Raw genomic sequence first — 19,900 nt, 5'->3', positions numbered from 1 at the left:
AAAGTCCCTTGGCGGATGTAACACATCATCGAAAAACGGGACCCAAATCGTCAAATGTTGATTGAAGCGGCCGGCAAGAGGTGCAGCACACTGTTCGGCAATCTCCGTGACCGCTTGAAGGGCGCCATGGAGCGCAGGAACGAGTTGCTGCGGCTGGACCAGCGGGACATCGAGGTTATCGCGCGCGAGCTGAATCTTTCCAGGACGGAGCTCGCTGCGCTGATCTTGAAGCCTTCGGGTTCGCTTCAGTCCCTGAGCAGACGCCTCTCCTATGCGGGCCTTGCCGAGGACGATTTGGAAGCATCTCACGGTGACGTGCTCCGCGATCTGCGACGCGTGTGCAGCCAATGCTCGTCGACGGCGCGCTGCGCCCGGGACTTAGAGCACAAGCGGCAAGCGACGCCGTCAAAATACTGCCCAAATGAGCAGACGCTTCAGGCGTTAGCGGAGGATGTGCGGCGGTGCGCCCCACCGATTCCGCCGGGCCCCGCCAGGCGCAATTGATGTCGATCAACCCGGGCGCCGCGGCGTGCCTCCCTGATCCACTCCTCGAGGATGTCGCACCATGACGAACGTCTCCGCTGGCGCAAAATCGATGACGATCGGAGAAGCGACATTGTGGCCGCTGTTTGCGGTGCTCGCATTCCTTTGCCTGATCGGTGCGGGATTCGCGCATGACGCCCCGTTCGCCTTTCACGCGTCGCTTGGATGCGCCGCCAGCATCGCGGCTGCGTTTGCGATCCTCAACCGCTACTATGATCGCCCGGCCAAACCGCCCCCGCAGGAGATCAACGGGCGTCCCAATTACAATCTGGGACCGATCAAGTTCGCATCCGTGGCGGCGATGTTCTGGGGCATTGCCGGCTTTGCCGTGGGACTGATCATCGCCTCGCAACTGGCATGGCCCGCGCTCAATCTCGATCTCCCCTGGACCAGCTTCGGCCGCCTTCGTCCGCTGCACACGTCGGCCGTGATCTTCGCGTTCGGCGGCAACGTCCTGATCGCGACCTCGTTCTACGTCGTGCAAAAGACCTGCCGCACACGGCTCGCCGGCGATCTCGCGCCCTGGTTTGTCGTGCTCGGTTACAACTTCTTTATCCTGATCGCCGGCACCGGCTATCTGCTCGGTGTCACGCAGTCGAAGGAATATGCGGAGCCGGAGTGGTACGCCGATCTGTGGCTGACAATCGTCTGGGTGACTTATCTGCTGGTGTTCTTGGCGACGCTCGTCAAGCGCAAGGAACCGCACATTTTCGTCGCCAACTGGTTCTATCTGGCGTTTATCGTCACGATCGCCGTGCTGCACCTCGGCAACAACCCCGCGCTGCCGGTCTCGGTGTTCGGCTCGAAGTCCTACATTGCCTGGGGTGGTGTTCAGGATGCCATGTTCCAGTGGTGGTACGGCCACAATGCGGTCGGCTTCTTCCTCACCGCCGGTTTCCTCGCGATCATGTACTATTTCATCCCGAAGCGCGCCGAGCGGCCGATCTATTCCTATCGGCTTTCCATCATTCATTTCTGGGCGCTGATCTTCCTCTACATCTGGGCCGGCCCGCACCACCTGCACTATACCGCGCTGCCTGATTGGGCGCAGACGCTCGGCATGACCTTTTCGATCATGCTGTGGATGCCGTCCTGGGGCGGCATGATCAACGGGCTCATGACCTTGTCCGGTGCCTGGGACAAGCTGCGTACCGACCCCGTCCTGCGCATGCTCGTCGTCTCGGTCGCCTTTTACGGGATGTCGACGTTCGAAGGCCCGATCATGGCGATCAAGGTCGTCAACTCGCTCAGCCACTACACCGATTGGACCATCGGCCACGTGCATTCCGGTGCGCTCGGCTGGGTCGGCTTCGTCTCCTTCGGCGCACTCTATTGCCTGGTGCCGTGGGCGTGGAATCGCAACGGACTTTACAGCCTCAAGCTGGTCAACTGGCACTTCTGGATCGCCACCCTCGGCATCGTTCTCTACATTTCCGCGATGTGGGTGTCCGGAATCCTGCAAGGTCTGATGTGGCGCGCCTACACCTCGCTCGGCTTCCTTGAATATTCCTTCATCGAGACCGTCGAGGCCATGCATCCCTTCTACATCATCCGTGCAGCCGGGGGCGCGTTGTTCCTGATCGGCGCCCTGATCATGGCCTTCAATCTGTGGATGACGGTCAAGGCCGGCGAAGCCGAGGAGGCACGCGCCGCCGGCCGGCTCCAGCCTGCCGAATAGGTCATCCCATGTCCTTCTGGAATCGACACAAGATCTTCGAGAAGAACGCGACCATCCTGATCGGTGGAATCCTCGTGGTCATCGCGATCGGCGGTCTCGTCGAAATCACGCCGCTGTTCTATCTCAAGAGCACGATCGAGGCGGTCGACGGCGTCAGGCCCTACACGCCGCTCGAGCTTGCCGGGCGCAACATCTATGTCCGTGAAGGCTGCTATCTCTGCCACTCGCAGATGATCCGGCCGCTGCGCGACGAAGTGGAGCGCTACGGCCACTACTCGCTGGCCGCCGAGAGCATGTACGACCACCCCTTCCAGTGGGGATCGAAGCGTACCGGGCCCGATCTCGCCCGCGTCGGCGCCAAATATTCCGATGATTGGCATGTCCGGCATCTGGTCAATCCGCGGGCGATCGTGCCGCGATCGGTGATGCCGGGGTATCCATCCCTGGCTGCGACCGAACTCGAGCTTGAGGACGTCGCCGCGCATCTGCGGACCAACCGCGCGATCGGCGTACCTTATACCGACGACCAGATCGCCCATGCCAAAGCCGACCTCAAGGCTCAGCTCGATCCCGATGCTGCGGATGCCGAAGCGTTCCAGAAGCGCTATCCAAATGCGCTTGTCCACAGCTTCGACGGCAAGGCGGGCCAACCCACCGAACTCGATGCGCTGGTCGCTTACCTGCAGATGCTGGGGACGCTGGTCGACTTCAAGCTCTACGACGAAAAAGCCAATCTGCGTTGAAGGCATTTTGTGATGAAAGCGATTGTCTCCGTTGAAAACCTGGTGTCGCAGTTCGTGCTCAATTTCTGGACGCCGGTCTTCGTTGGCATTTTCCTTGCTATCGTCTGTTACGCGCTGCGTCCCCGCAACAAGGCGCCGTTCGATGCCGCGGCGAAAATGCCGCTGCGGGAGGATTGACAGATGAGCCAGCACGACGACACCGACCGCGTGTCCGGCCGGTCGACCACGGGCCACGAATGGGACGGCATCAAGGAGCTGAATACGCCGCTTCCCCGCTGGTGGGTGCTGACTTTCTACGCCACCATCGTCTGGGCCTTCGGCTATTGGGTGGTCTATCCGGCGTGGCCGCTGGTGAGCGGCTATACGGCCGGCGTCCTGCACACCACCAATCGCGCCGCCGTTACCGAGAATCTCGCCCAACTCGAAGCGTTGCGCGGCGAAAAGATGAAGGCGCTTGGCACCGCGTCTCTTGCCGACATCGAGAACGATCCGGCGCTGCTGGCCCTGGCGCGGGCGCGGGGCAAGACGGTGTTCGGCGACAATTGCGCGCCCTGTCACGGCAGCGGCGCCGCCGGCGCGAAGGGCTATCCGAATCTGAACGATGACGACTGGCTCTGGGGCGGCACGCTCGACCAGATCATGCAGACCATCCAGTTCGGCGCGCGATCCGGCAATGCGAAGGCGCATGAAGGCCAGATGCTCGCCTTCGGGCGCGATGGCATCTTGAAGAAGGACGAGATCGTTACGGTGGCCAATTACGTGCGCTCGCTCTCGGGACTTTCAACCGCGGCCGGCTACAACCCAGCCGCCGGCAAGACGATCTTTGCCGAGAACTGCGTGAGCTGCCACGGCGAGGATGGCAAAGGCAATCAGGAGTTCGGCGCGCCGAACCTGACCGACCAGATCTGGCTCTATGGCTCGGACGAGTCCACCCTTGTGGAGACGATCACCAAGGGCCGCGCCGGCGTCATGCCCGCCTGGAGCGGACGGCTGGACCCGGTCACGACCAAGGCGCTCGCAGTCTACGTCCACTCGCTCGGCGGCGGCAAATAGCAATGCCGGGCGAGCTTTGAGCGGTTCACCCCGGTGAAGCCGTTCCGCCTTCGGGTAATGGAGCCTTATCGGGGGATTTTGATGGGCCTTCCGATGACCAAGAACGTCACTTCGAAGGTGCTGATGGCCGGCGATGATGATCTGCCGCTCTATGCACCCCAGAAGAAAATCTATCCGCAGCGGATTTCCGGCACGTTCCGGCGGATCAAATGGGGGCTGATGGCGCTCTGCCTCGGCGTCTATTACCTGCTGCCGTTGGTGCGCTGGAATCGGGGCCTCGGCGCGCCCGACCAGGCTGTGCTGATCGATTTTCCCAGCCAGCGCTTCTATTTCTTCTTCATCGAGCTGTGGCCGCAGGAGTTCTACTACTTCACCGGGCTGTTGATCCTCGCTGCCTTCACCTTGTTTCTGATGAATGCGCTCGGCGGCCGCATCTGGTGCGGCTATCTCTGCCCACAGACGGTGTGGACCGACCTGTTCTATGCGGTGGAGCGCTGGAGCGAGGGCGACCGCCGCGCGCGAATCAAGGCCGATGCGGGTCCGCTGACAGCCAATCGCCTGGCGCGGCGCGTGCTGAAATACGCGATCTGGCTGATCATCGCCTGGTGGACGGGCGGCGCCTGGGTCCTCTATTTCTCCGATGCACCGACGCTGGTGAGGGATCTCGCCACGTTCCAGGCGCCGGCGATCGCCTGCATCTGGATCGGCATTCTGACGGCTTCGACCTATCTCCTGGCCGGCCACGCACGGGAGCAGGTCTGCCTCTACATGTGCCCATGGCCGCGCATCCAGGCCGCGCTCACCGATGAATGGGCGCTGAACGTCACCTACAAATACGACCGCGGCGAGCCGCGTTGTTCGACGAAGAAGGGACGAGACCTGCGCGCGCTCGGCGAGAAGATCGGTGAGTGCATCGATTGCAACCAGTGCGTCGCGGTCTGCCCGACCGGCATCGACATCCGCAACGGCGCGCAGCTCGGCTGCATCCAGTGCGGCCTCTGCATCGATGCCTGCGACAACGTGATGAAGAGGATCGGCAGGCCGATGCGCCTGATCGGCTACGACAACGACATCAATGTGGAGCGGCGGACATCCGGCAAGACGGAAGTCTTCAAGCCGATCCGTTCCCGGACGCTGGTCTATGCGTCGCTGATCACTATCGTTTGCGCGGTGATGCTGCATACGCTACTGACGCGGTCGCTGCTGGACGTCAACGTGCTGCACGACCGTAACCCCGTGGCGGTCAAGCTCAGCGCCGGCGCCATCCGCAACGGCTATACGCTGCGCTTCCTCAACAAGCGCGGATTTGATCGCGTGATTGTCGTCGATGTCGACGGCCCCGCCAATGCGCAGATCCACATCGTCGGCGTCGATTCCGTCACGCCGGACCGGCCGATGATCGTCCTCGCGCGCGATGCCACCACTGAGTTGCGGGTGCTGGTGACCGCGCCTGTCGGCGAGAAAGCGGAGAAGACCCAGCCGGTGAAGTTCCGCATCACCGACATCGGGCTCGGCGAGGTTGCCTCCGCCACCGATCATTTTGTGACGCCCTGAAATCGGAAGGAAACCGGACATGACAACGTCTTCATCCGCCATATGGCCCATCACCGGACGCTTCGTCCTGATCGCCGTGGTCTCTTTCTTTGCCGTCGTGATCGGCGTCAACGCGGTCATGATGCGGCTTGCCATTACCACGCTGCCGGGAACCGAAGTCGACAGCGCCTATCGTGCGAGCCTTGCCTATCAGAAGGACATCCAGGCTGCGCATCAGCAGAGCGGGCGCGATTGGAAAATCGATGCGCATATCGAACGTCAAGCCGGCGGGACGGCCCGGCTGGCTCTGGACGCGAAGGCGCCGGACGGCGCGCCGCTTGCCGGGTTGTCGGTCTTCGGCCGGCTCGAGCGGCCGACCGACCGCCGAGCCGACCAGGCGTTTGCGATGATCGAGGGGGGCGGCGGCAACTACCACGGAATTGCGCACGGCGTTGCGGTGGGGCAGTGGGACCTGGTGATCGAGGCCGACCGGGACGGAAAGCGCCTGTTCCTATCGCGCAACCGCGTCGTTCTGAATTGAGGCGTGCTGCCATGCAATCGACCATCGATTTTTCGCACTTCCTGAAGAAATCCGGCCCGGATCACCTGCGCCTCGATCTCGCGGTCGACGGCATCTGTTGCGCCGGCTGCATGGCCAAGATCGAGCGCAATCTATCGCAGATCCCGGATGTCACCCTGGCGCGAGTCAATCTGACCGATCGGCGCCTGGCGCTGGAGTGGAAGGCGGGCGCGGTGGATCCTGCGCTCTTCGTCGATCGTCTCGCCGAGCTTGGCTACAAAGCCTATCCATTCGAGCCGGCAGGCGCAGAGACACGGGAAGCCGATCTCGCGGGCGCGCTGCTGCGGCGCCTGGGGGTCGCTGTCTTCGCGGCGATGAATGTGATGATGCTGTCGGTGCCGGTCTGGTTCGGCAATCTCGGCGACATGCTGGGCGAGCAGCGCGATTTCTTTCATTGGCTCTCGGCGCTGATCGTGCTGCCGGCGGCAGCCTATTCGGCCCAGCCGTTCTTTGCGTCGGCCTGCGCGGCGCTCCGCGCGCGCGGCGTCAACATGGATGTGCCGATTTCGATCGGCATCGCCCTGGCGCTCTCGATGTCGCTGTTCGAAACGGCGACGCATGCCGAGCACGCCTATTTTGACGCGGCAATCATGCTGATCGCGTTCCTGCTGGCAGGCCGCTATCTCGACCAGAACGTGCGGCGGCGCACCCGCGCTTTTGCGAGCAATCTTGCCGCGCTGAAGGCGGAAACGGCAACAAAATTCGTCACTGACGAGGAGATCCGCACCGTTCCCGTCGCCGCGATCCACCCCGGGGACATCGTGCTGCTCCGTCCCGGCGAGCGGTCGGCCGTCGACGGCGCTGTCCTCAGCGGCCGCTCCGAGCTCGACCAAAGCCTGATCACCGGCGAGACACGGCCAACGACCGCAATCGCCGGAAGTGCGGTCTACGCCGGGACCCTGGTGCGGTCCGGCGCGTTGCGCGTGCGCGTCTCTGCGGCCTCCGAAGCAACGCTACTGTCTGAAATCTCGCGGCTGCTGGAAAATGCCCTGCAATCGCGGTCGCGCTATCTGCGCCTCGCCGAACGTGCCTCGCGACTTTATGCCCCCCTCGTTCACGCCACGGCACTGCTGACGATGATCGCCTGGCTTATCGCAGGCGCCACGCTCCACGATTCCATCGTGATTGCCATCGCGGTCCTCATCATCACCTGTCCCTGCGCGCTTGGACTCGCCATCCCAGCCGTTCAGACCGTGGCTTCCGGCGCCCTGTTCGGCTCGGGCGTATTGCTCAATGCGGGAGAGGCGATCGAGCGGATCGCCGAGGTCGATCGGGTGATCTTCGATAAGACCGGCACGCTGACTCTGCCTGAACTCGACGTCGCAAATGCCGGGTCAATCCCTGCCGATGTCTTCGATTTGGCCGGCCGCCTGGCGCTATCGAGCCGGCACCCGGTCGCCGCCGCGGTTGCGCGTGCGGCCGGCGCCAAAGCGCCGCTGCCGGGCATCACGGAGGTGCCGGGACAGGGCGTTTCCGGCGTGGTCGATGGTGTCGACATCAGGCTGGGGCGGCCGTCCTGGTGCGGCGCCGATGAGGCGGCGAACCAGATTCTTCAGAACGATCCCGAGGCGTCCGTCGTCGCGTTTCGACATGGCTTGATGCGCCATGTCTTTGCAGTCCGTCAGCGCATCCGGCCCGATGCCGCTGAGGTTATCTGCGCGTTGCATCGCATGGGTCTGTCCGTCGAAATGCTGTCCGGCGACCGGGAGCCGGCCGTCAGGGCCGCTGCCGAAGCGCTCGGCATTTGCCAATGGCGTGCCGAGGTGACCCCGGTCGACAAGATCGCCCGCATCGACGAGCTCGCGCGCCACGGCCACAAGGTGCTGATGGTCGGAGACGGCCTGAACGATGCGCCGGCGCTGGCCGGTGCTCACGCCTCGATGTCGCCGGTCACCGCGACGCACCTCAGTCAGTCGGTGGCGCATGCGGTGTTTCTCGGCGAGCGGCTTGCACCCGTGCAAGCCGCGATCGCCATTTCGCGCAAGGCGCTGCGGCTGATGCGACAGAACCTCTGGCTCGCGGTGATCTACAACGCGCTCGCCGTTCCGCTCGCCATGGCCGGCCTGGTGACGCCGCTGATCGCCGCGGCCGCGATGTCCGGCTCATCGCTGCTCGTGATGCTGAACGCCTTGCGCGCGCGCCGGCAGAGGAAAGCTGCCTGATGGAAGTCCTGCTCTATCTGGTGCCGCTTGCGATCATGCTCGGTGCCCTCGGGCTTGCAGCCTTTCTCTGGTCCCTCAGGAACGGCCAGTATGACGATCTCGATGGCGCCGCCTGGCGGGCGATCGCCGACGATGAGCCGCCTGAGACATTCTCCACCTCGGCGCACCCGGCGAGCGCCCAGCGTCAGCACCGCGATCGCAAGGCGGGCGAAGGCCATCAGAAGGGCCCACCAGGACGTCTGCGCGGCGAACCGAGCGAGCTTCGACAAACCGCAAGATCGCCACCGCTCAGCCATGGCCGCCCACCCATCAACAGCAGCTGATCGGCGCCGTCATCCGCCGCCCGTAGCGCCAGTGCGTGGCAGTACCATCGACCTGCCTCAGCATTTCGGCATCGAGCCAACCGACGCCGTGACGCAGGCATCAGGCGGCGCACATGAGGATACAGCCGTCAAGCATGGCAACCTCGATCTCACGACAACGGTGCTACTAGCGATCTCGCGCCATTTATCGCGCAGCAGGCGCGACAAGAATGCTCTTGGTCGAATCATGGCTGCATTCCGCCATCATGACGAATGGCGGCGATGATAGCGCAAACATGCGCGGGCCGCCTTGAGCTGCATTGACGGGCGCATGAACCGCCGCACAACCGGCAAGATTGCGGGTGCCTCCGGATTTATACTTAGGGGAATGACACGAGTTTCGAAACCCGGGGAAGCGGGCAGACTGCCGTCACCGACGATCGAAACCGGAGATCTGCCATGCTCACCGCCGCAACCGCCGGGTCCTCAATCCACGCGCGTCCGGCCGCTGCGGTTCGGTCAAACACGCTCCCCGAAGGCCCGCTCGGCTTGATCGGCGCTTCGACACGCTTTGCGCGCAACGCTGAAATTTACGGCGAAGACGATCCGGCGGAATACCTCTACCAGGTCATCTCCGGCGCGGTGCGAACCTGTCGCACGCTGGATGACGGCCGTCGCCAGATCGGCAGCTTCTATCTGCCCGGCGATATCTTCGATGTCGAAGCCAGCGAAGTGCATCTTGCCTCGGCGGAAGCGATCAGGGAGGCGCGTATCCTGGTCGCCAAACGCAGCGCCGTGATGGCCCGGGCCGAGTACGAAACGGTCGTTGCCAAACAGCTCTGGACGCTTGCGGTCCGCGAGCTGCAGCGTATGCACGACCACTCAATGGTGCTGATGAAGAGCGCGGAAGAACGGGTGGCCGGGTTTCTGCTGGAAATGGCGGGCCGCAATGCCGCCGCTCCTTCGATCGAATTGCCGATGCCGCGTCAGGACATCGCCGACTATCTCGGCTTGACGATCGAGACGGTGTCGCGGACCTTCAGCCAGCTGGCGCAGTCCGGAACCATCGCGCTGGAAACCTCGCGCCGCATCGTCCTCCGCAACCGCGTGGAGCTGAGCCGGATCAATGCCTGACAATCGAATCTCCTTTCGCGCTTTTGTCACCAGCTCTTTCGCCTTTGAAGGGCCTGTACCCATCCGATCTCATCCCCCGAACCAGGTGGGTTGGTTTGTAATTTTGCAGGTTTATAAAAGTTGGATTGATTTCAAAGGATATTTTTAAACTGGCAGCGAATCAAAGTTCTGCAGTTGAGGAGCAAATCAAGATCTAAGTGAGCTGGCGCGATTTGCGCGACTCGCGGTATGCCGTTGTCGTCAATCTCCTCACTGCGCAAAAGGAATAAGATGGTTGCAGCTGCCCGTGAATTGCCAGCTTCAGGATATGCGCTCGAAGTAGATGGCCGACTCAAGGCCGAATTTGCGACCAGGGACGGAGCCAAGACGGGTGCCGAAGAGCTGAAGAAGCGTTTTCCCATGCTTCAGATCAGAATCTATGACGCGCAGACAAAGATTCGAGAAGAGGTCTAGGTCCAGGCGCCTGGTCGTTCCATCCCGCACTGGATTTGCCGTGCGTCTCCCTGCGGGACCGGGCTGTCGGCTGCGCTGAAACCCCGACCTTTGGCCGGGTTTTCACCCATTCGGGCTTCCATCCCTGACGCGAAGGCTGGGGGCTCGTCTGAGGCTCTTGCGGCGGCACGCCGTCGCCTGCAACAGACATAACGCTCCTACAACAAACATCGAGAGTGAGAGGGCTGGCCGGGTTCGGTCGCGACGGGTTGGAGCTGCGAGAGAGGCTTGCAGCGCCCGTCGCGAAAGATCCGCGATGTCCAGACATCCTCGCGCGCGCACCGGTCAGGACCGGGCAAGCCTTTATGACGAAATCACCGACAAGATCATCGCCGAGCTGGAGGCCGGCCGCGTGCCCTGGGTTCAACCCTGGGGGACGGAGGCTGCAAAGGCGCCGCTGTCGATGCCAAGGAACGCCGCGTCTGCCCGGCCCTACAGCGGGATCAACGTTCTCATCCTCTGGGGGGCGGTGATCGAGCGCGGTTTTACCGGCCAAAGCTGGCTGACCTTCCGCCAGGCGCTTGCGCTTGGCGGTCATGTCCGCAAGGGCGAGCGCGGCATAACCGTGGTCTATGCCGACCGCTTCGTGCCGGCCGACGAACGGCGCCGTGCGCGTGAGACGGGCGAAGAGGCGCAGGCCGTTCCATTCCTGAAGCGGTTCACGGTCTTCAACACCGATCAATGCGACGGACTGTCCGCCGACATCGCGACCACCGCGCCAATGCCGCTGCCGGGCATGATCGAGCCGCAGGTCGAGGCCCTGATCAAGGCAACCGGCATCGACTTTCGCATCGGCGGCCATCGCGCCTTCTATATGCCGGCAGAAGATTACGTGCAGGTGCCGCCGCCGGCGGCCTATTTCGAACCGATTAATTGGCACCGGACCGCGCTGCATGAGCTTGGCCATGCCTGCGGTCATCGTTCGCGCCTCAACCGCGATCTCGGCGGTTCGTACGGCACGAAAAAATACGCGTTCGAGGAATTGATCGCCGAATTGTGCGCCGCGTTTTCCTGCGCTTCACTCGGCATCGTGCCGACCGTGCGGCACGCCGACTATATCGGTTCCTGGCTGGATGTCCTGCGAGAGGACAACCGCGCGATTGTGCGGGCGGCCTCGCAGGCCAGCAAGGCGGCCGATTGGATTCTCGGCTTCCTGCCGGCCGACGACCAGACCCAGCCCGACATGGACAGGAGCGCGGCATGATCCTCCTGACTCCCGAGATGCGCGAACGCTTGCTCGCCGTCCGGGTCAGCCTTTCCACCGTCGGCCGGACCAAGCGCCGCTTCGTGGAAGGCAATCTGGAGCGGGCCTTGAGCGAGGAGCCGCATCCTGGCGCGGAACGCAAGCTGACCGGCAAGGAAGAGGCCCTGCTGGTGGCGACAGCATGCGCTAGGCCGCCCGCCGGTCGCAAACGCTGGACGTTGACGCTGCTGGCCGACGCGATGGTCAAACTCACCGATCAGACAGCCTGTCGTGTGAGACTGTGCGCCGCCGGCTGGCCGACGACGATCTCAAGCCGTGGCGCAGGACAGTGTCGATGGCGCATACGTCGCCCGCATGGAGGACGTGCTCGATCTCTATGCTGAAGCGCCGGATGACGAGCGGCCTCTGGTCTGCTTCGACGAGACCCCCGTCCAGCTCAATGGACGCAAAGCTGACAATCGTGTGCGGTTGCGCACATTCTCAGGCTAGTTCGATCAGTTGGGATTACTCGGAGGCAGCACTCCGCGGGCTGCTTGTAGGTCCTGGAAACGGCATGATGCGAGCGCCGCGTGCTGCATTTGAAAGGTGCTCGACCCGATTAGCTCGCATATTGCTGGGTTGTCCTTCAGACTGCTCGCTCAGAGATTTGACGGCGTTCATCCGTATCTGGCCGGTGACATAATGTCCGCAACTCAACCCTGAACCTCGGGGCTCGCACCGGCGAGGCGCACCCTTCGTCGCCACTGAAGCATTCACTGCACAAATGCTCTGGTGGCACACCAATTGCTAATTAGGTCCCAGATCGCTGCCCGGTCAGTAGTTCCGGTCCAAGCTCCAGTCGCTACTATCAACCATGACCAATAGCTTTAGATGTCAGCCCATCTGCGCAAGCCAAGTGGAGATGCGATATGATTTCGAGTCACCCGGTCGATGTGGTTGGCGTTAGCGACGAACTCATCGAGCAGGCGCTGCGAGCCGCGATGGGTAGTGCTCTGAGTCCGGTGTCGCCGACTCATCTGCGGGAAGCGCTAGAAGCGGCAGTGTTTCCAGGTGGCACCCGGATGCGCCCCAAGCTCTGCTTGAAAGTCTTCGATGCATCCGGCGCAAGCCATCCGGAGCTGGCTACAAGAGCTGCGGCAGCAATCGAATTGCTGCACTGTGCCTCGTTGGTCCATGACGACCTGCCTTGCTTCGATAACGCCGCGCTGCGCCGCGGCAAACCGGCGGTGCACCGGCTATTCGGAGAGCCGACCGCCGTTCTGGCCGGCGATGCCTTGATCGTGACCGCTTTCAAACACCTAAGCCAGCAGGCTGCGCGGGCACCTGAGTTGGTCGCGCGCATGATCGAGGTGGTCGCGGAAGCGGTCGGCCCCAGTCATGGGCTGATCGCCGGACAGTCGATGGAGGCCGTGACGCACGTCCCAATCGGCCGCTATCACCATTACAAGACCGGCTCCCTCTTTGTGGCGGCGGCCACGTGCGGCGCCCTGACAGGTGGTGCTGACCCGGCCCCATGGGCGACGGTGGGGGAACTGCTCGGGCATGCGTACCAGATCGCCGACGACATCGCAGACACGGTCGGCCGCGTCGAGGTGCTTGGCAAATTGCCTGGCGTGGACACGCAACTGAATCGACCCAATATCGTTCGCAGCCAAGGGCTGGATAGTGCAGCCGCCAAATTTTACGCGTATCTCGAACAGATAAGTGACACCATTCCTGCCAGCCCTCACAAAGGGTCCTTCGTTGACTGGCTGAACCAGGCGCTTTGCAACGGCGTAGCGGGCCCGGGAAAAGCCGGACTGATACAACAAGCGGCGCTGGAATGCGTACAACCTTTGTGAGAAATGAATTACAGCCCGCCTGTCATGGAGCTGATTAGCAGCGGCGCGCGCATGGTCTTGCCCAGCAGTGAGGCGCGCAGGTCGATCTGCGTCAGGTCCAACTCGGGCAATGCGCAGTGTTCGAACCGGATGTACTCCCCGCCGGCGGCGACCGTGGCCGGCGCCGTTCGCCGATCCAGCACAAGGTCCAGATGGTCGTCCTTGCGCCGGCTCAGGGCGGTGTCGCTCATGCTCGCTCCATCCGTCGCATCGGGCGACGGCGTTGCGTCGGATCGGACCGACGGCAGTCCGCGCACGCGCCGCCTCGCGCGCGTTCAGGCCGGCCCACGCTGGCCTCCCCCCGCAGCGTCGCTGCGGTAGCGGCTGGTCGAGGTCTGGTAGTACTGCGCGCGGATGGCCGCCATGGCCTCGATCAATGGTCCCCACGGCGCGGGAAAGCGTTCTTCCGCCATCACCCGGTGCAGCATGCGCGTATGGCCGGCCAGCTCCTCGTTGAGGAACTCGACCACAGGCATAGCCGGATAGCGCTGCAGCAGCAGGATCGCCGCGTTGTCGGCCTCGCCGGTCGACCTGTCCTTGTCGCGTCCATGCAGATCGTTCTGCAGGCGCCCTATCGCGGAGATGAGCCGCAGGACCTGGCGAAACGCCGGACGCGCGCGCAAGGTCGCCATGTCCAGCCCCCACAGCAGCGACAGGCAACAGAACACGTTCGCGTAGGCGATCGAATCGATGCCATTGTGCAGGTACTCGGCATAGGACCAGCGTTCCGCCCCCGCTGCCTGCGCGTGTCCGGCGCGCAGCGCCGCGCAGTAGCACCGGGTATCGTCGAGAAGCTGAGCATAGTCGCGACGATCGTAGGCGAGCGCGGCCAGCGAAGCGCGCAGCACAGCGCAGCCCTCGAATCCGGGGAGCACGCACGGCACGCCCTGCCCCAGCGCCTGCTCCACCGCGGCGAGCTGCTCCGGCGCGATCAGGCCAAGGTCGTTGCAATCGTCGAGCCAGAACAGCAGCGCCAGTTCGCGATAGAACGCCACGATCAGCGTTTCGTCCTGCGGATCGCGGCCGGTGTGGGCGCTGCTGTCGCGCAGGCTCGGGTGGATGCGCTGCAGGATGTACTGGCCGCCCCTGACCGCTTCCACGGCATGCTCGTCGGCGAACCCGGTCAGGGTACGCCCCCACTCCAGCACCTGCTGCAGCGCGCGTTCGCTCTGAATCACGGCGCCGCTCCTGCTCCCTCGGCCAGGACGCGCCGCCCCCAACGAAGCGCCAGCCACAATCCGGCGAGTTCGGCCACGCGCACGACCCGGGTGGGGCAATACAGTTCCTTACCGATCCACAGCGGCGTCTGCGGCAATGCATGCGCCGGGGCGAGCATCCACTCCAGCGCACGCGCCACCGCCTGCGCGATGCGCCGGCGCCCCGTCGGCTCTTCGCTCCCGTCCATCACGTGCAACGCGAACAGCGCATAGGCGGTTTCCTCGAATGTGGACGCGCGACCGGCGCCCCAGCCGCCGTCGTCGCGCTGCGCCTGCAGCAGCGCCGCCAGGGCGCGCTCGTCGCGCCACTGGGGCTTGCCTTGCGCCAGCGCAGCGACCGCATGCGCGGTGGGATACAGCCACGAAACGTGCCATTTTTCGTTGTCCCATAGACCGTGCGGGTTGCGATTGGCCTCGACGTAGGCGCTGGTGCCGGCGGCGGGCTTTCCCAACAGTCGCAACGCATGCAGGGCATGGATGTTGGTCGACACCGAGGCATTGCGTTCGCCGGGGAAGGTGACGAACAGCTCGCCGATTTCGAAATGGCGCAACGCATCGACCGCCGAGTCGCGGCCTGCAAGGCGCAGGACGCACAACGCAACGGCGGTGTCGTCCGCATCGGCCGCGAAGTGCAAGGCCGGGCCCAGACCGCGCACGCCCAGGCGGGCGTCGAGCTGCGCGACGATCACGCGCACCGCCTCGGCGAGCGCGGGATGCGCAAACAGCCCGGCCAGATGCAGGGTGTACAGCGACCAGCATGGCTCGAACACATTGATCGGCCAGACGTTGGGAACGACACCTTCGATGCCGCTGCGCGTCGCCCGCGATGCCGCCTGCAGATACGCGTCGGCACGCCCGACCTGCGGCGTGCTCCCCTGTGTCACGGCGTGCGCACGCCACGCGGCGGTGGCCGCCGGACTGATGCCGATGCTGCCGTCGTCATCGGGGCATGCGGTGGTCGGCGACGTCCCCCAGGCTTCCCAGGAGTGCAGCAACGGATGGCCGCTCGGCAACGTCGCCATCGCCGCCAGCTTGACCAGGCACGCGTGCCGCAACGGCAACAGCGCCGGGTGGCGCGGAAACGCCACGCCGCCCAGCAAGGATGCGGCCTCGCCGCAAAACTGCGGCAGGATCAGCTCCGCGCCGATCGGCGCGTCTTCCGGCACCGCATGCGCGTAGGGATCGGGCTGGCGCTGGAGGAACCGGGTTGCAGCCTGGACTGCGTCGGCAGCACCCGGAACAGGATCGGCACGCTGCAATGCCAGCAACGCCGCCCACGTGGGCGCATGGCGGAACAGTGGGAAGTCCGCGCTTCCCCATCCGCCATCGGCCTGTTGCTGCGCGATGAGCCACGCGTATGCGTCCTGCCGACCGGTGACGTTGCCGTGGAACTGCAGAGCTCGCGCCGTGTCGTAGACGGACGGACCGACGCTGCCGCCATCGCTCATCTCGCTCAGCAGGTGGCGCAATTCGGAAAGGATCTGTTCGGACAGCGCGTTCACGCGGGATGTTCCTTCAGACGGTTGATGAGAACCAGGATCGGGCAGACGCCGCGCACGTCGCCGCAGGCCCGTCGCGGCCCGGCGCCGCAGGCCCGTCGCGGCCCGGCGCATGGGCAGCGCCGGACGGCCGCCTGCTCCGGCGCGGCGACGCGCCGCGATGCTGGCGCCGGTCCGCCGCATAGGCTTGCGCGCAGCGCGCCGCGTGCGCCGCGGCCGTGCTGGGCAACCGCTGCGATCGGCCCCGCGGACTCGGACACAGTGCAGCATGCACCGCTGCCGCCGGCCGATCGCAGCGGCACAGCGGCGCCTCCATGCGGACGGGCGCGCTCATGCGCATGGCGCGTGCTTGAACAGATACGCGTTGGCCCGCTGCAGGATCTGCGCCAACCGTTCCGCACGCGGGCCCAGCGGGGCGATGGCCTCCCCGGCGTCGCGCAACAGATCCGGCACGAACTGGCGCGCTGCCCGCAGCCCCATGATCGACGCGCCGGTCGCTTCTGCGCCGCCGCGTCCTTGCCAGGGGTCTTGCCCCGCGTCGCGGTATCCGCTGTCGCGTCGAGAATGTCGTCGACCACCTGCAACGCCAGAACATGCGCTGTAGCGATCGAGCGCACAGTACAGCGCAGCGTGCGCGGCATCCTCCGCGATGGCGCATAGCGTGCCCATGCGAACGGACGCGCGCACGAGCGCTCCGCTCGTCATCCGGTGCATCGCCACGATCCTGTCGAGCCCGACGTGCTTTCCAACCAGCGACAGATCCATGGCCTGCCCGCCAGCGGCACCCTCGGCGGACACCGCCTGCGCCAGCGCGCGGGAGCGCGATACGGTTGTCGCCCGGCGCATCCAGACTCGCCAGGGTCAGGAAGGCGTGCGCCTGCAGCGCATCGCCGACCAGGATCGCAGTGGCTTCGCCGAACTTGACGTGCACGGTCAGAAGGCCGCGGCGAAGCACGTCGTCGTCCATCGCGGGCAGGTCGTCGTGGACCAAAGTACAGGCGTGCATCATCGCGATGGCGGCGCCGACGTCGTCGAGCATGTGCACCGGCGTGTCGGCCAGTGCGCCGGCCGCCAGACAGAGCAAGGCGCGGTTGCGCTTCCCGCCATGCAAGGTGGCGTAGCGCATCGCCGCCATCAGCTCGGTCTCACCGTCGTCTTCGGCGCAGAGAAGACGCGCCAGCGCCTTGTTCGACCCGCTTTGCGCCGTCCTGCATCCAGATATCTGGCAGCAGCCTGACGGATGCGCCGAAACGCCAGTTCGGTCGTCGTGTAGCGTGGAACCTCTCTGCATGTTGTTCATGTCCTTGTCCCTGACAGGAGACGGCCACGGCGAGCGGCGAGCCGCCGCGGTGTTGCCGGCGTCGCTGCCTTGCCACACGGGGCATGCGATGCCAGCTCATGAGAATCTGATGCGGATTGTCATGGACGGATGTGCGGTCGGGTAATAGCGCCGGCCTTTTTCGACGCCGCTCAGCAACCGCGGCCGCACCCCGGCCTTGTGCATGGTCAGCGCCAAGGAGATGCAGAACTGCACCAGTTCCAGCCATACCAGGTGGTAGCCGATGCAGACGTGTGGGCCGGTACCGAACTGCAGCATGTCCACCGGCCGGATCGGCTCCGTGCGTTGCAGCCACCGCGCCAGGCGGAACTGATCAGGCGCCTCGTGCAGCAGCGCCGAAGTCGAGAAATGCAGCAGCGGGATGCACAAATGGGTGCCCGCGGGAATGCGCCGTTGGCCGAGTTGCAATTCCTGCAGCGCGCGACGCGGCAGGACCGTGGTCGCCGGATGCATGCGCAGCGTCTCGCGGAACAGCGCCTCGGCGACCGGACACTGCGCCAGGTCCGCGTGCCGGGTCGGCACCGCGCCCACACGTTGCGCCTCCTCGACCAGGGCGTCCCACAGCACAGGCTGCCGCGCCAGCTCGATCACCATCCAGGCCATCGTCGAGGCGGTGGTGTCGTGACCGCCAAGCAGCAGCAAGCGGATATTGGCGACCAGGACGTCATCGGAGAGCGCATCGTCGCTGCGATCGAAGGCGCTCACCATGTCGTTGATCAACCCGGTGCGCGCGGCATGCGCGCGCGCGTCGCGGACGTACTGGCGCAACTGCGTGTCGATCCAGTCGAGGGCGGCGCGGCCGCGCCGCAAGGGCAGTCCGGGCAGATCGACCGGGGGCGCGACGATCAACTGCAGCAGTTGCCGGTACTTGCGATGCCATCCCGGCAGGTCCTGCGCGGGGATTCCCATGAGGCTGAAGATGAGCTTGAGCATCAGGTCGCCGGTTTCGCGCAGGATGGTTACGTCGCCGCGGTCGCGCCACGCCTGCACCCGCGCCAGAATGACGGGCGCGAACAGATCGCCGATGCCGGCCTGGGTCAGCCCCTTGGGCAGGAACGCCGCCTTGATCGCATCGCGCGACTGCCGGTGAGCGTCGCCGTCCTGGGCGACCAACGTTCCGCCAAACAATTCGGGCGCGATCTCTTCGATCAGAGCGGAGGACACGTCCTTGTGCCGGAGCAGTGCGAACGCATCCGGATCCACGCAGGTCATCAGGTGTCCGGCAGGGCCGAAATCCAGCCAGAAGTGGCTGCCCAGCGTTCGTTCCGCGCGCCGCAGCAGGCGCGGCAGGTCGCAGACGATGGCGGGAAGATGCCCGACCAGGGGGAAAGCGCCGGGCACGACCGGGATGTCGTCCCGCAGCCGGTGCCGACGGTCGAGCGGGTTGAGCAGCATGTCCATCAGCAGCGCGGCGCCGCGGCCGCTTCGGCGGTCTCGCCGGCAGGCCGCGCGCCGCGGCTGTTGCCACCGTCGGCGTAGGTCGGCACATGCGCCAGCATGCCGCCGTCGATGCACACGACCTGGCCGGTGATGAACGCAGCATCGTCGGAGAGCAGGAACGTCACCAGCGCGGCCACGTCCTCGGGGCGGCCGACGCGCGGCAGGAGCTGGTGCCGGCGCAGATGCCGTTGCATGCACTCGTCCAGCTTGGCGAGGAGACGCTCGGTCATGATGAGGCCCGGCGCAACCGCGTTGCAGCGGATCTGCGCATGACCGTACTGGGTGGCGAGCGAGGCCGACAGCATGTTCATCGCCGCCTTCGACGCGGCGTAGGACGTCTGCGCAGTGTCACCGCTGAGCCCCTGGCACGACGACATGTTGACGATCGCGCCACCGCCGCGGGCGATCATCCGTGAGACGGCCTGCCGGCAGCAGAGCAGCGTGCCGCGCAGATTGGTCGCCATGGTCTGATCCCAGACCGCCAGGTCCAGGTCGAGGATCGCGCGGTCGCGCGGGGTCAGATGCATGGCGCTCGCGTTGTTCACCAGCAGGTCGACCCCACCGAAGTGCCGCTCCGCGGTCTCGAACAGCGCTGCCACCGCCTGCGCATCGGCGATGTCCATGGCCAGGGCCAGCGCGTGGCCCGCTTCGGCCGCGATCTGCGCGGTGCAGGCGATGGCCGCCGAGCCATCAATGTCGGCCACCACCACTCTGCCGCCCTCGCGCGCGATGGCGAGGGCGCATGCCTTGCCGATGCCGGCGCCGGCGCCGGTCACTACGGCCACCTTGCCTTCAAACCGTCCCATCGTGTCCTCCTGGTTTGCGTCGATCTTTCGCGGCATGCCGCTCGGCCTCCGCCGGAGAAGGTGCAGTGTCGGCGCTGGCGCGCTCGTCATCGCCAGCGTCGCTTTCGATGACCCGAATGGCGGCGACCGGGCACTGGCTGGCCGCGAGCCGCACGGCGGCGTGCAGCGCCTGCGGGACCGTCGCCACGCACACTTCGGCCACGCCGTCCGGTTCGCGCTGGCGAAAGGTGCCCGGCAGCGTCAGCACGCACTGCCCGGTGGTTCCGCACAGATACTGGTCGACCACGACGCGCAT

At 65.1% G+C, this 19,900-nt stretch carries 17 protein-coding genes and 4 pseudogenes; 14 read left to right on the top strand and 7 right to left on the bottom strand.

The annotated features are described in order from the left end of the window. Positions 1-54: 54 nt before the first annotated feature. From YUA_RS46260 to YUA_RS0136780, 14 genes and pseudogenes are all read left to right on the top strand, one after another. The gene (locus YUA_RS46260; protein WP_051383598.1) at positions 55-504 is read left to right on the top strand and encodes a DUF6455 family protein; all 450 of its coding nucleotides are present in this window, start codon (positions 55-57) and stop codon (positions 502-504) included. 91 nt (positions 505-595) lie between these two features. Then, positions 596-2,221, top strand: coding sequence for a cytochrome-c oxidase, cbb3-type subunit I (gene ccoN, locus YUA_RS0136845; protein WP_027535147.1), 1,626 nt, complete (start codon positions 596-598; stop codon positions 2,219-2,221). Between the two features lie 8 nt (positions 2,222-2,229). Then, positions 2,230-2,964, top strand: coding sequence for a cytochrome-c oxidase, cbb3-type subunit II (gene ccoO / locus YUA_RS0136840; RefSeq protein WP_027535146.1), 735 nt, complete (start codon positions 2,230-2,232; stop codon positions 2,962-2,964). A gap of 12 nt (positions 2,965-2,976) precedes the next feature. Continuing rightward, complete coding sequence (locus tag YUA_RS0136835) at positions 2,977-3,141, top strand: cbb3-type cytochrome c oxidase subunit 3 (RefSeq protein WP_027535145.1); 165 nt, start codon at positions 2,977-2,979, stop codon at positions 3,139-3,141. A 3-nt stretch (positions 3,142-3,144) separates the two neighbouring features. Then, complete coding sequence (gene ccoP / locus YUA_RS0136830; protein WP_027535144.1) at positions 3,145-4,017, top strand: cytochrome-c oxidase, cbb3-type subunit III; 873 nt, start codon at positions 3,145-3,147, stop codon at positions 4,015-4,017. Positions 4,018-4,110: 93 nt separating this feature from the next. After that, positions 4,111-5,571, top strand: coding sequence for a cytochrome c oxidase accessory protein CcoG (gene ccoG / locus YUA_RS0136825; RefSeq protein ID WP_027535143.1), 1,461 nt, complete (start codon positions 4,111-4,113; stop codon positions 5,569-5,571). 19 nt (positions 5,572-5,590) lie between these two features. Further along, positions 5,591-6,091 carry a FixH family protein gene (locus tag YUA_RS0136820; RefSeq protein ID WP_027535142.1) on the top strand — a complete coding sequence of 167 codons (501 nt, stop codon included), beginning with the start codon at positions 5,591-5,593 and terminating at the stop codon, positions 6,089-6,091. A gap of 11 nt (positions 6,092-6,102) precedes the next feature. Further along, positions 6,103-8,292: a heavy metal translocating P-type ATPase gene (locus tag YUA_RS0136815; protein ID WP_027535141.1), complete on the top strand. Its 2,190-nt coding sequence runs from the start codon at positions 6,103-6,105 to the stop codon at positions 8,290-8,292. After that, positions 8,292-8,438 (top strand): annotated as a pseudogene (gene ccoS / locus YUA_RS52160) (cbb3-type cytochrome oxidase assembly protein CcoS); the annotation flags it as partial. The gene YUA_RS0136815 and the pseudogene ccoS, both read left to right, overlap by 1 nt. 615 nt (positions 8,439-9,053) lie before the next feature. Next, complete coding sequence (locus YUA_RS0136800) at positions 9,054-9,728, top strand: helix-turn-helix domain-containing protein (protein WP_027535139.1); 675 nt, start codon at positions 9,054-9,056, stop codon at positions 9,726-9,728. 270 nt (positions 9,729-9,998) lie between these two features. Further along, complete coding sequence (locus YUA_RS0136795) at positions 9,999-10,181, top strand: hypothetical protein (RefSeq protein ID WP_027535138.1); 183 nt, start codon at positions 9,999-10,001, stop codon at positions 10,179-10,181. A gap of 295 nt (positions 10,182-10,476) precedes the next feature. Further along, on the top strand, positions 10,477-11,424 hold the full coding sequence (locus YUA_RS0136790; protein WP_027535137.1) for an ArdC family protein: 948 nt from the start codon (positions 10,477-10,479) through the stop codon (positions 11,422-11,424). Continuing rightward, positions 11,421-11,868 (top strand): annotated as a pseudogene (locus YUA_RS46250) (helix-turn-helix domain-containing protein); the annotation flags it as partial. The gene YUA_RS0136790 and the pseudogene YUA_RS46250, both read left to right, overlap by 4 nt. Before the next feature lie 464 nt (positions 11,869-12,332). Further along, a complete protein-coding gene (locus YUA_RS0136780; RefSeq protein WP_027535136.1) occupies positions 12,333-13,265 on the top strand; it encodes a polyprenyl synthetase family protein in 933 nt (310 codons plus the stop codon). 11 nt (positions 13,266-13,276) lie between these two features. On the opposite strand, the pseudogene YUA_RS0136775 reads toward YUA_RS0136780, so the two are convergent. From YUA_RS0136775 to YUA_RS0136740, 7 genes and pseudogenes are all read right to left on the bottom strand, one after another. Further along, positions 13,277-13,495: pseudogene (locus tag YUA_RS0136775) on the bottom strand (type 2 isopentenyl-diphosphate Delta-isomerase); the annotation flags it as partial. 84 nt (positions 13,496-13,579) lie between these two features. Further along, a complete protein-coding gene (locus YUA_RS0136770; protein WP_027535134.1) occupies positions 13,580-14,482 on the bottom strand; it encodes a hypothetical protein in 903 nt (300 codons plus the stop codon). Then, the gene (locus YUA_RS0136765) at positions 14,479-16,023 is read right to left on the bottom strand and encodes a hypothetical protein (protein ID WP_027535133.1); all 1,545 of its coding nucleotides are present in this window, start codon (positions 16,021-16,023) and stop codon (positions 14,479-14,481) included. The genes YUA_RS0136770 and YUA_RS0136765 overlap by 4 nt, the downstream gene beginning before the upstream one ends. Before the next feature lie 327 nt (positions 16,024-16,350). Next, positions 16,351-17,311 (bottom strand): annotated as a pseudogene (locus tag YUA_RS46245) (polyprenyl synthetase family protein). A gap of 105 nt (positions 17,312-17,416) precedes the next feature. Further along, positions 17,417-18,760 carry a cytochrome P450 gene (locus YUA_RS0136750; protein ID WP_027535131.1) on the bottom strand — a complete coding sequence of 448 codons (1,344 nt, stop codon included), beginning with the start codon at positions 18,758-18,760 and terminating at the stop codon, positions 17,417-17,419. Continuing rightward, positions 18,760-19,605 (bottom strand): SDR family oxidoreductase, encoded by an 846-nt coding sequence (locus YUA_RS0136745; RefSeq protein WP_027535130.1) that lies wholly within the window; start codon positions 19,603-19,605, stop codon positions 18,760-18,762. The genes YUA_RS0136750 and YUA_RS0136745 overlap by 1 nt, the downstream gene beginning before the upstream one ends. Continuing rightward, complete coding sequence (locus YUA_RS0136740) at positions 19,592-19,900, bottom strand: ferredoxin (protein ID WP_027535129.1); 309 nt, start codon at positions 19,898-19,900, stop codon at positions 19,592-19,594. The genes YUA_RS0136745 and YUA_RS0136740 overlap by 14 nt, the downstream gene beginning before the upstream one ends.

The sequence above is a fragment of the Bradyrhizobium sp. WSM3983 genome (assembly GCF_000473045.1).
In the GTDB taxonomy this organism is placed as follows: Bacteria; Pseudomonadota; Alphaproteobacteria; order Rhizobiales; family Xanthobacteraceae; genus Bradyrhizobium.
This window is presented reverse-complemented; position numbering and strand designations above follow the sequence as displayed.

What these genes read in the sequence shown, in the direction of transcription:
- YUA_RS0136820 (WP_027535142.1), top strand. Translation starts at nt 5,591, where the DNA reads ATGACAACGTCTTCATCCGCCATATGGCCCATCACCGGACGCTTCGTC.
- YUA_RS0136795 (WP_027535138.1), top strand. Translation starts at nt 9,999, where the DNA reads ATGGTTGCAGCTGCCCGTGAATTGCCAGCTTCAGGATATGCGCTCGAA.
- YUA_RS0136790 (WP_027535137.1), top strand. Translation starts at nt 10,477, where the DNA reads ATGTCCAGACATCCTCGCGCGCGCACCGGTCAGGACCGGGCAAGCCTT.
- ccoO (WP_027535146.1), top strand. Translation starts at nt 2,230, where the DNA reads ATGTCCTTCTGGAATCGACACAAGATCTTCGAGAAGAACGCGACCATC.
- ccoG (WP_027535143.1), top strand. Translation starts at nt 4,111, where the DNA reads ATGACCAAGAACGTCACTTCGAAGGTGCTGATGGCCGGCGATGATGAT.
- YUA_RS46260 (WP_051383598.1), top strand. Translation starts at nt 55, where the DNA reads ATGTTGATTGAAGCGGCCGGCAAGAGGTGCAGCACACTGTTCGGCAAT.
- YUA_RS0136800 (WP_027535139.1), top strand. Translation starts at nt 9,054, where the DNA reads ATGCTCACCGCCGCAACCGCCGGGTCCTCAATCCACGCGCGTCCGGCC.
- YUA_RS0136740 (WP_027535129.1), bottom strand. Translation starts at nt 19,900, where the DNA reads ATGCGCGTCGTGGTCGACCAGTATCTGTGCGGAACCACCGGGCAGTGC.
- ccoP (WP_027535144.1), top strand. Translation starts at nt 3,145, where the DNA reads ATGAGCCAGCACGACGACACCGACCGCGTGTCCGGCCGGTCGACCACG.
- YUA_RS0136780 (WP_027535136.1), top strand. Translation starts at nt 12,333, where the DNA reads ATGATTTCGAGTCACCCGGTCGATGTGGTTGGCGTTAGCGACGAACTC.
- YUA_RS0136815 (WP_027535141.1), top strand. Translation starts at nt 6,103, where the DNA reads ATGCAATCGACCATCGATTTTTCGCACTTCCTGAAGAAATCCGGCCCG.
- ccoN (WP_027535147.1), top strand. Translation starts at nt 596, where the DNA reads ATGACGATCGGAGAAGCGACATTGTGGCCGCTGTTTGCGGTGCTCGCA.
- YUA_RS0136745 (WP_027535130.1), bottom strand. Translation starts at nt 19,605, where the DNA reads ATGGGACGGTTTGAAGGCAAGGTGGCCGTAGTGACCGGCGCCGGCGCC.
- YUA_RS0136750 (WP_027535131.1), bottom strand. Translation starts at nt 18,760, where the DNA reads ATGGACATGCTGCTCAACCCGCTCGACCGTCGGCACCGGCTGCGGGAC.
- YUA_RS0136835 (WP_027535145.1), top strand. Translation starts at nt 2,977, where the DNA reads ATGAAAGCGATTGTCTCCGTTGAAAACCTGGTGTCGCAGTTCGTGCTC.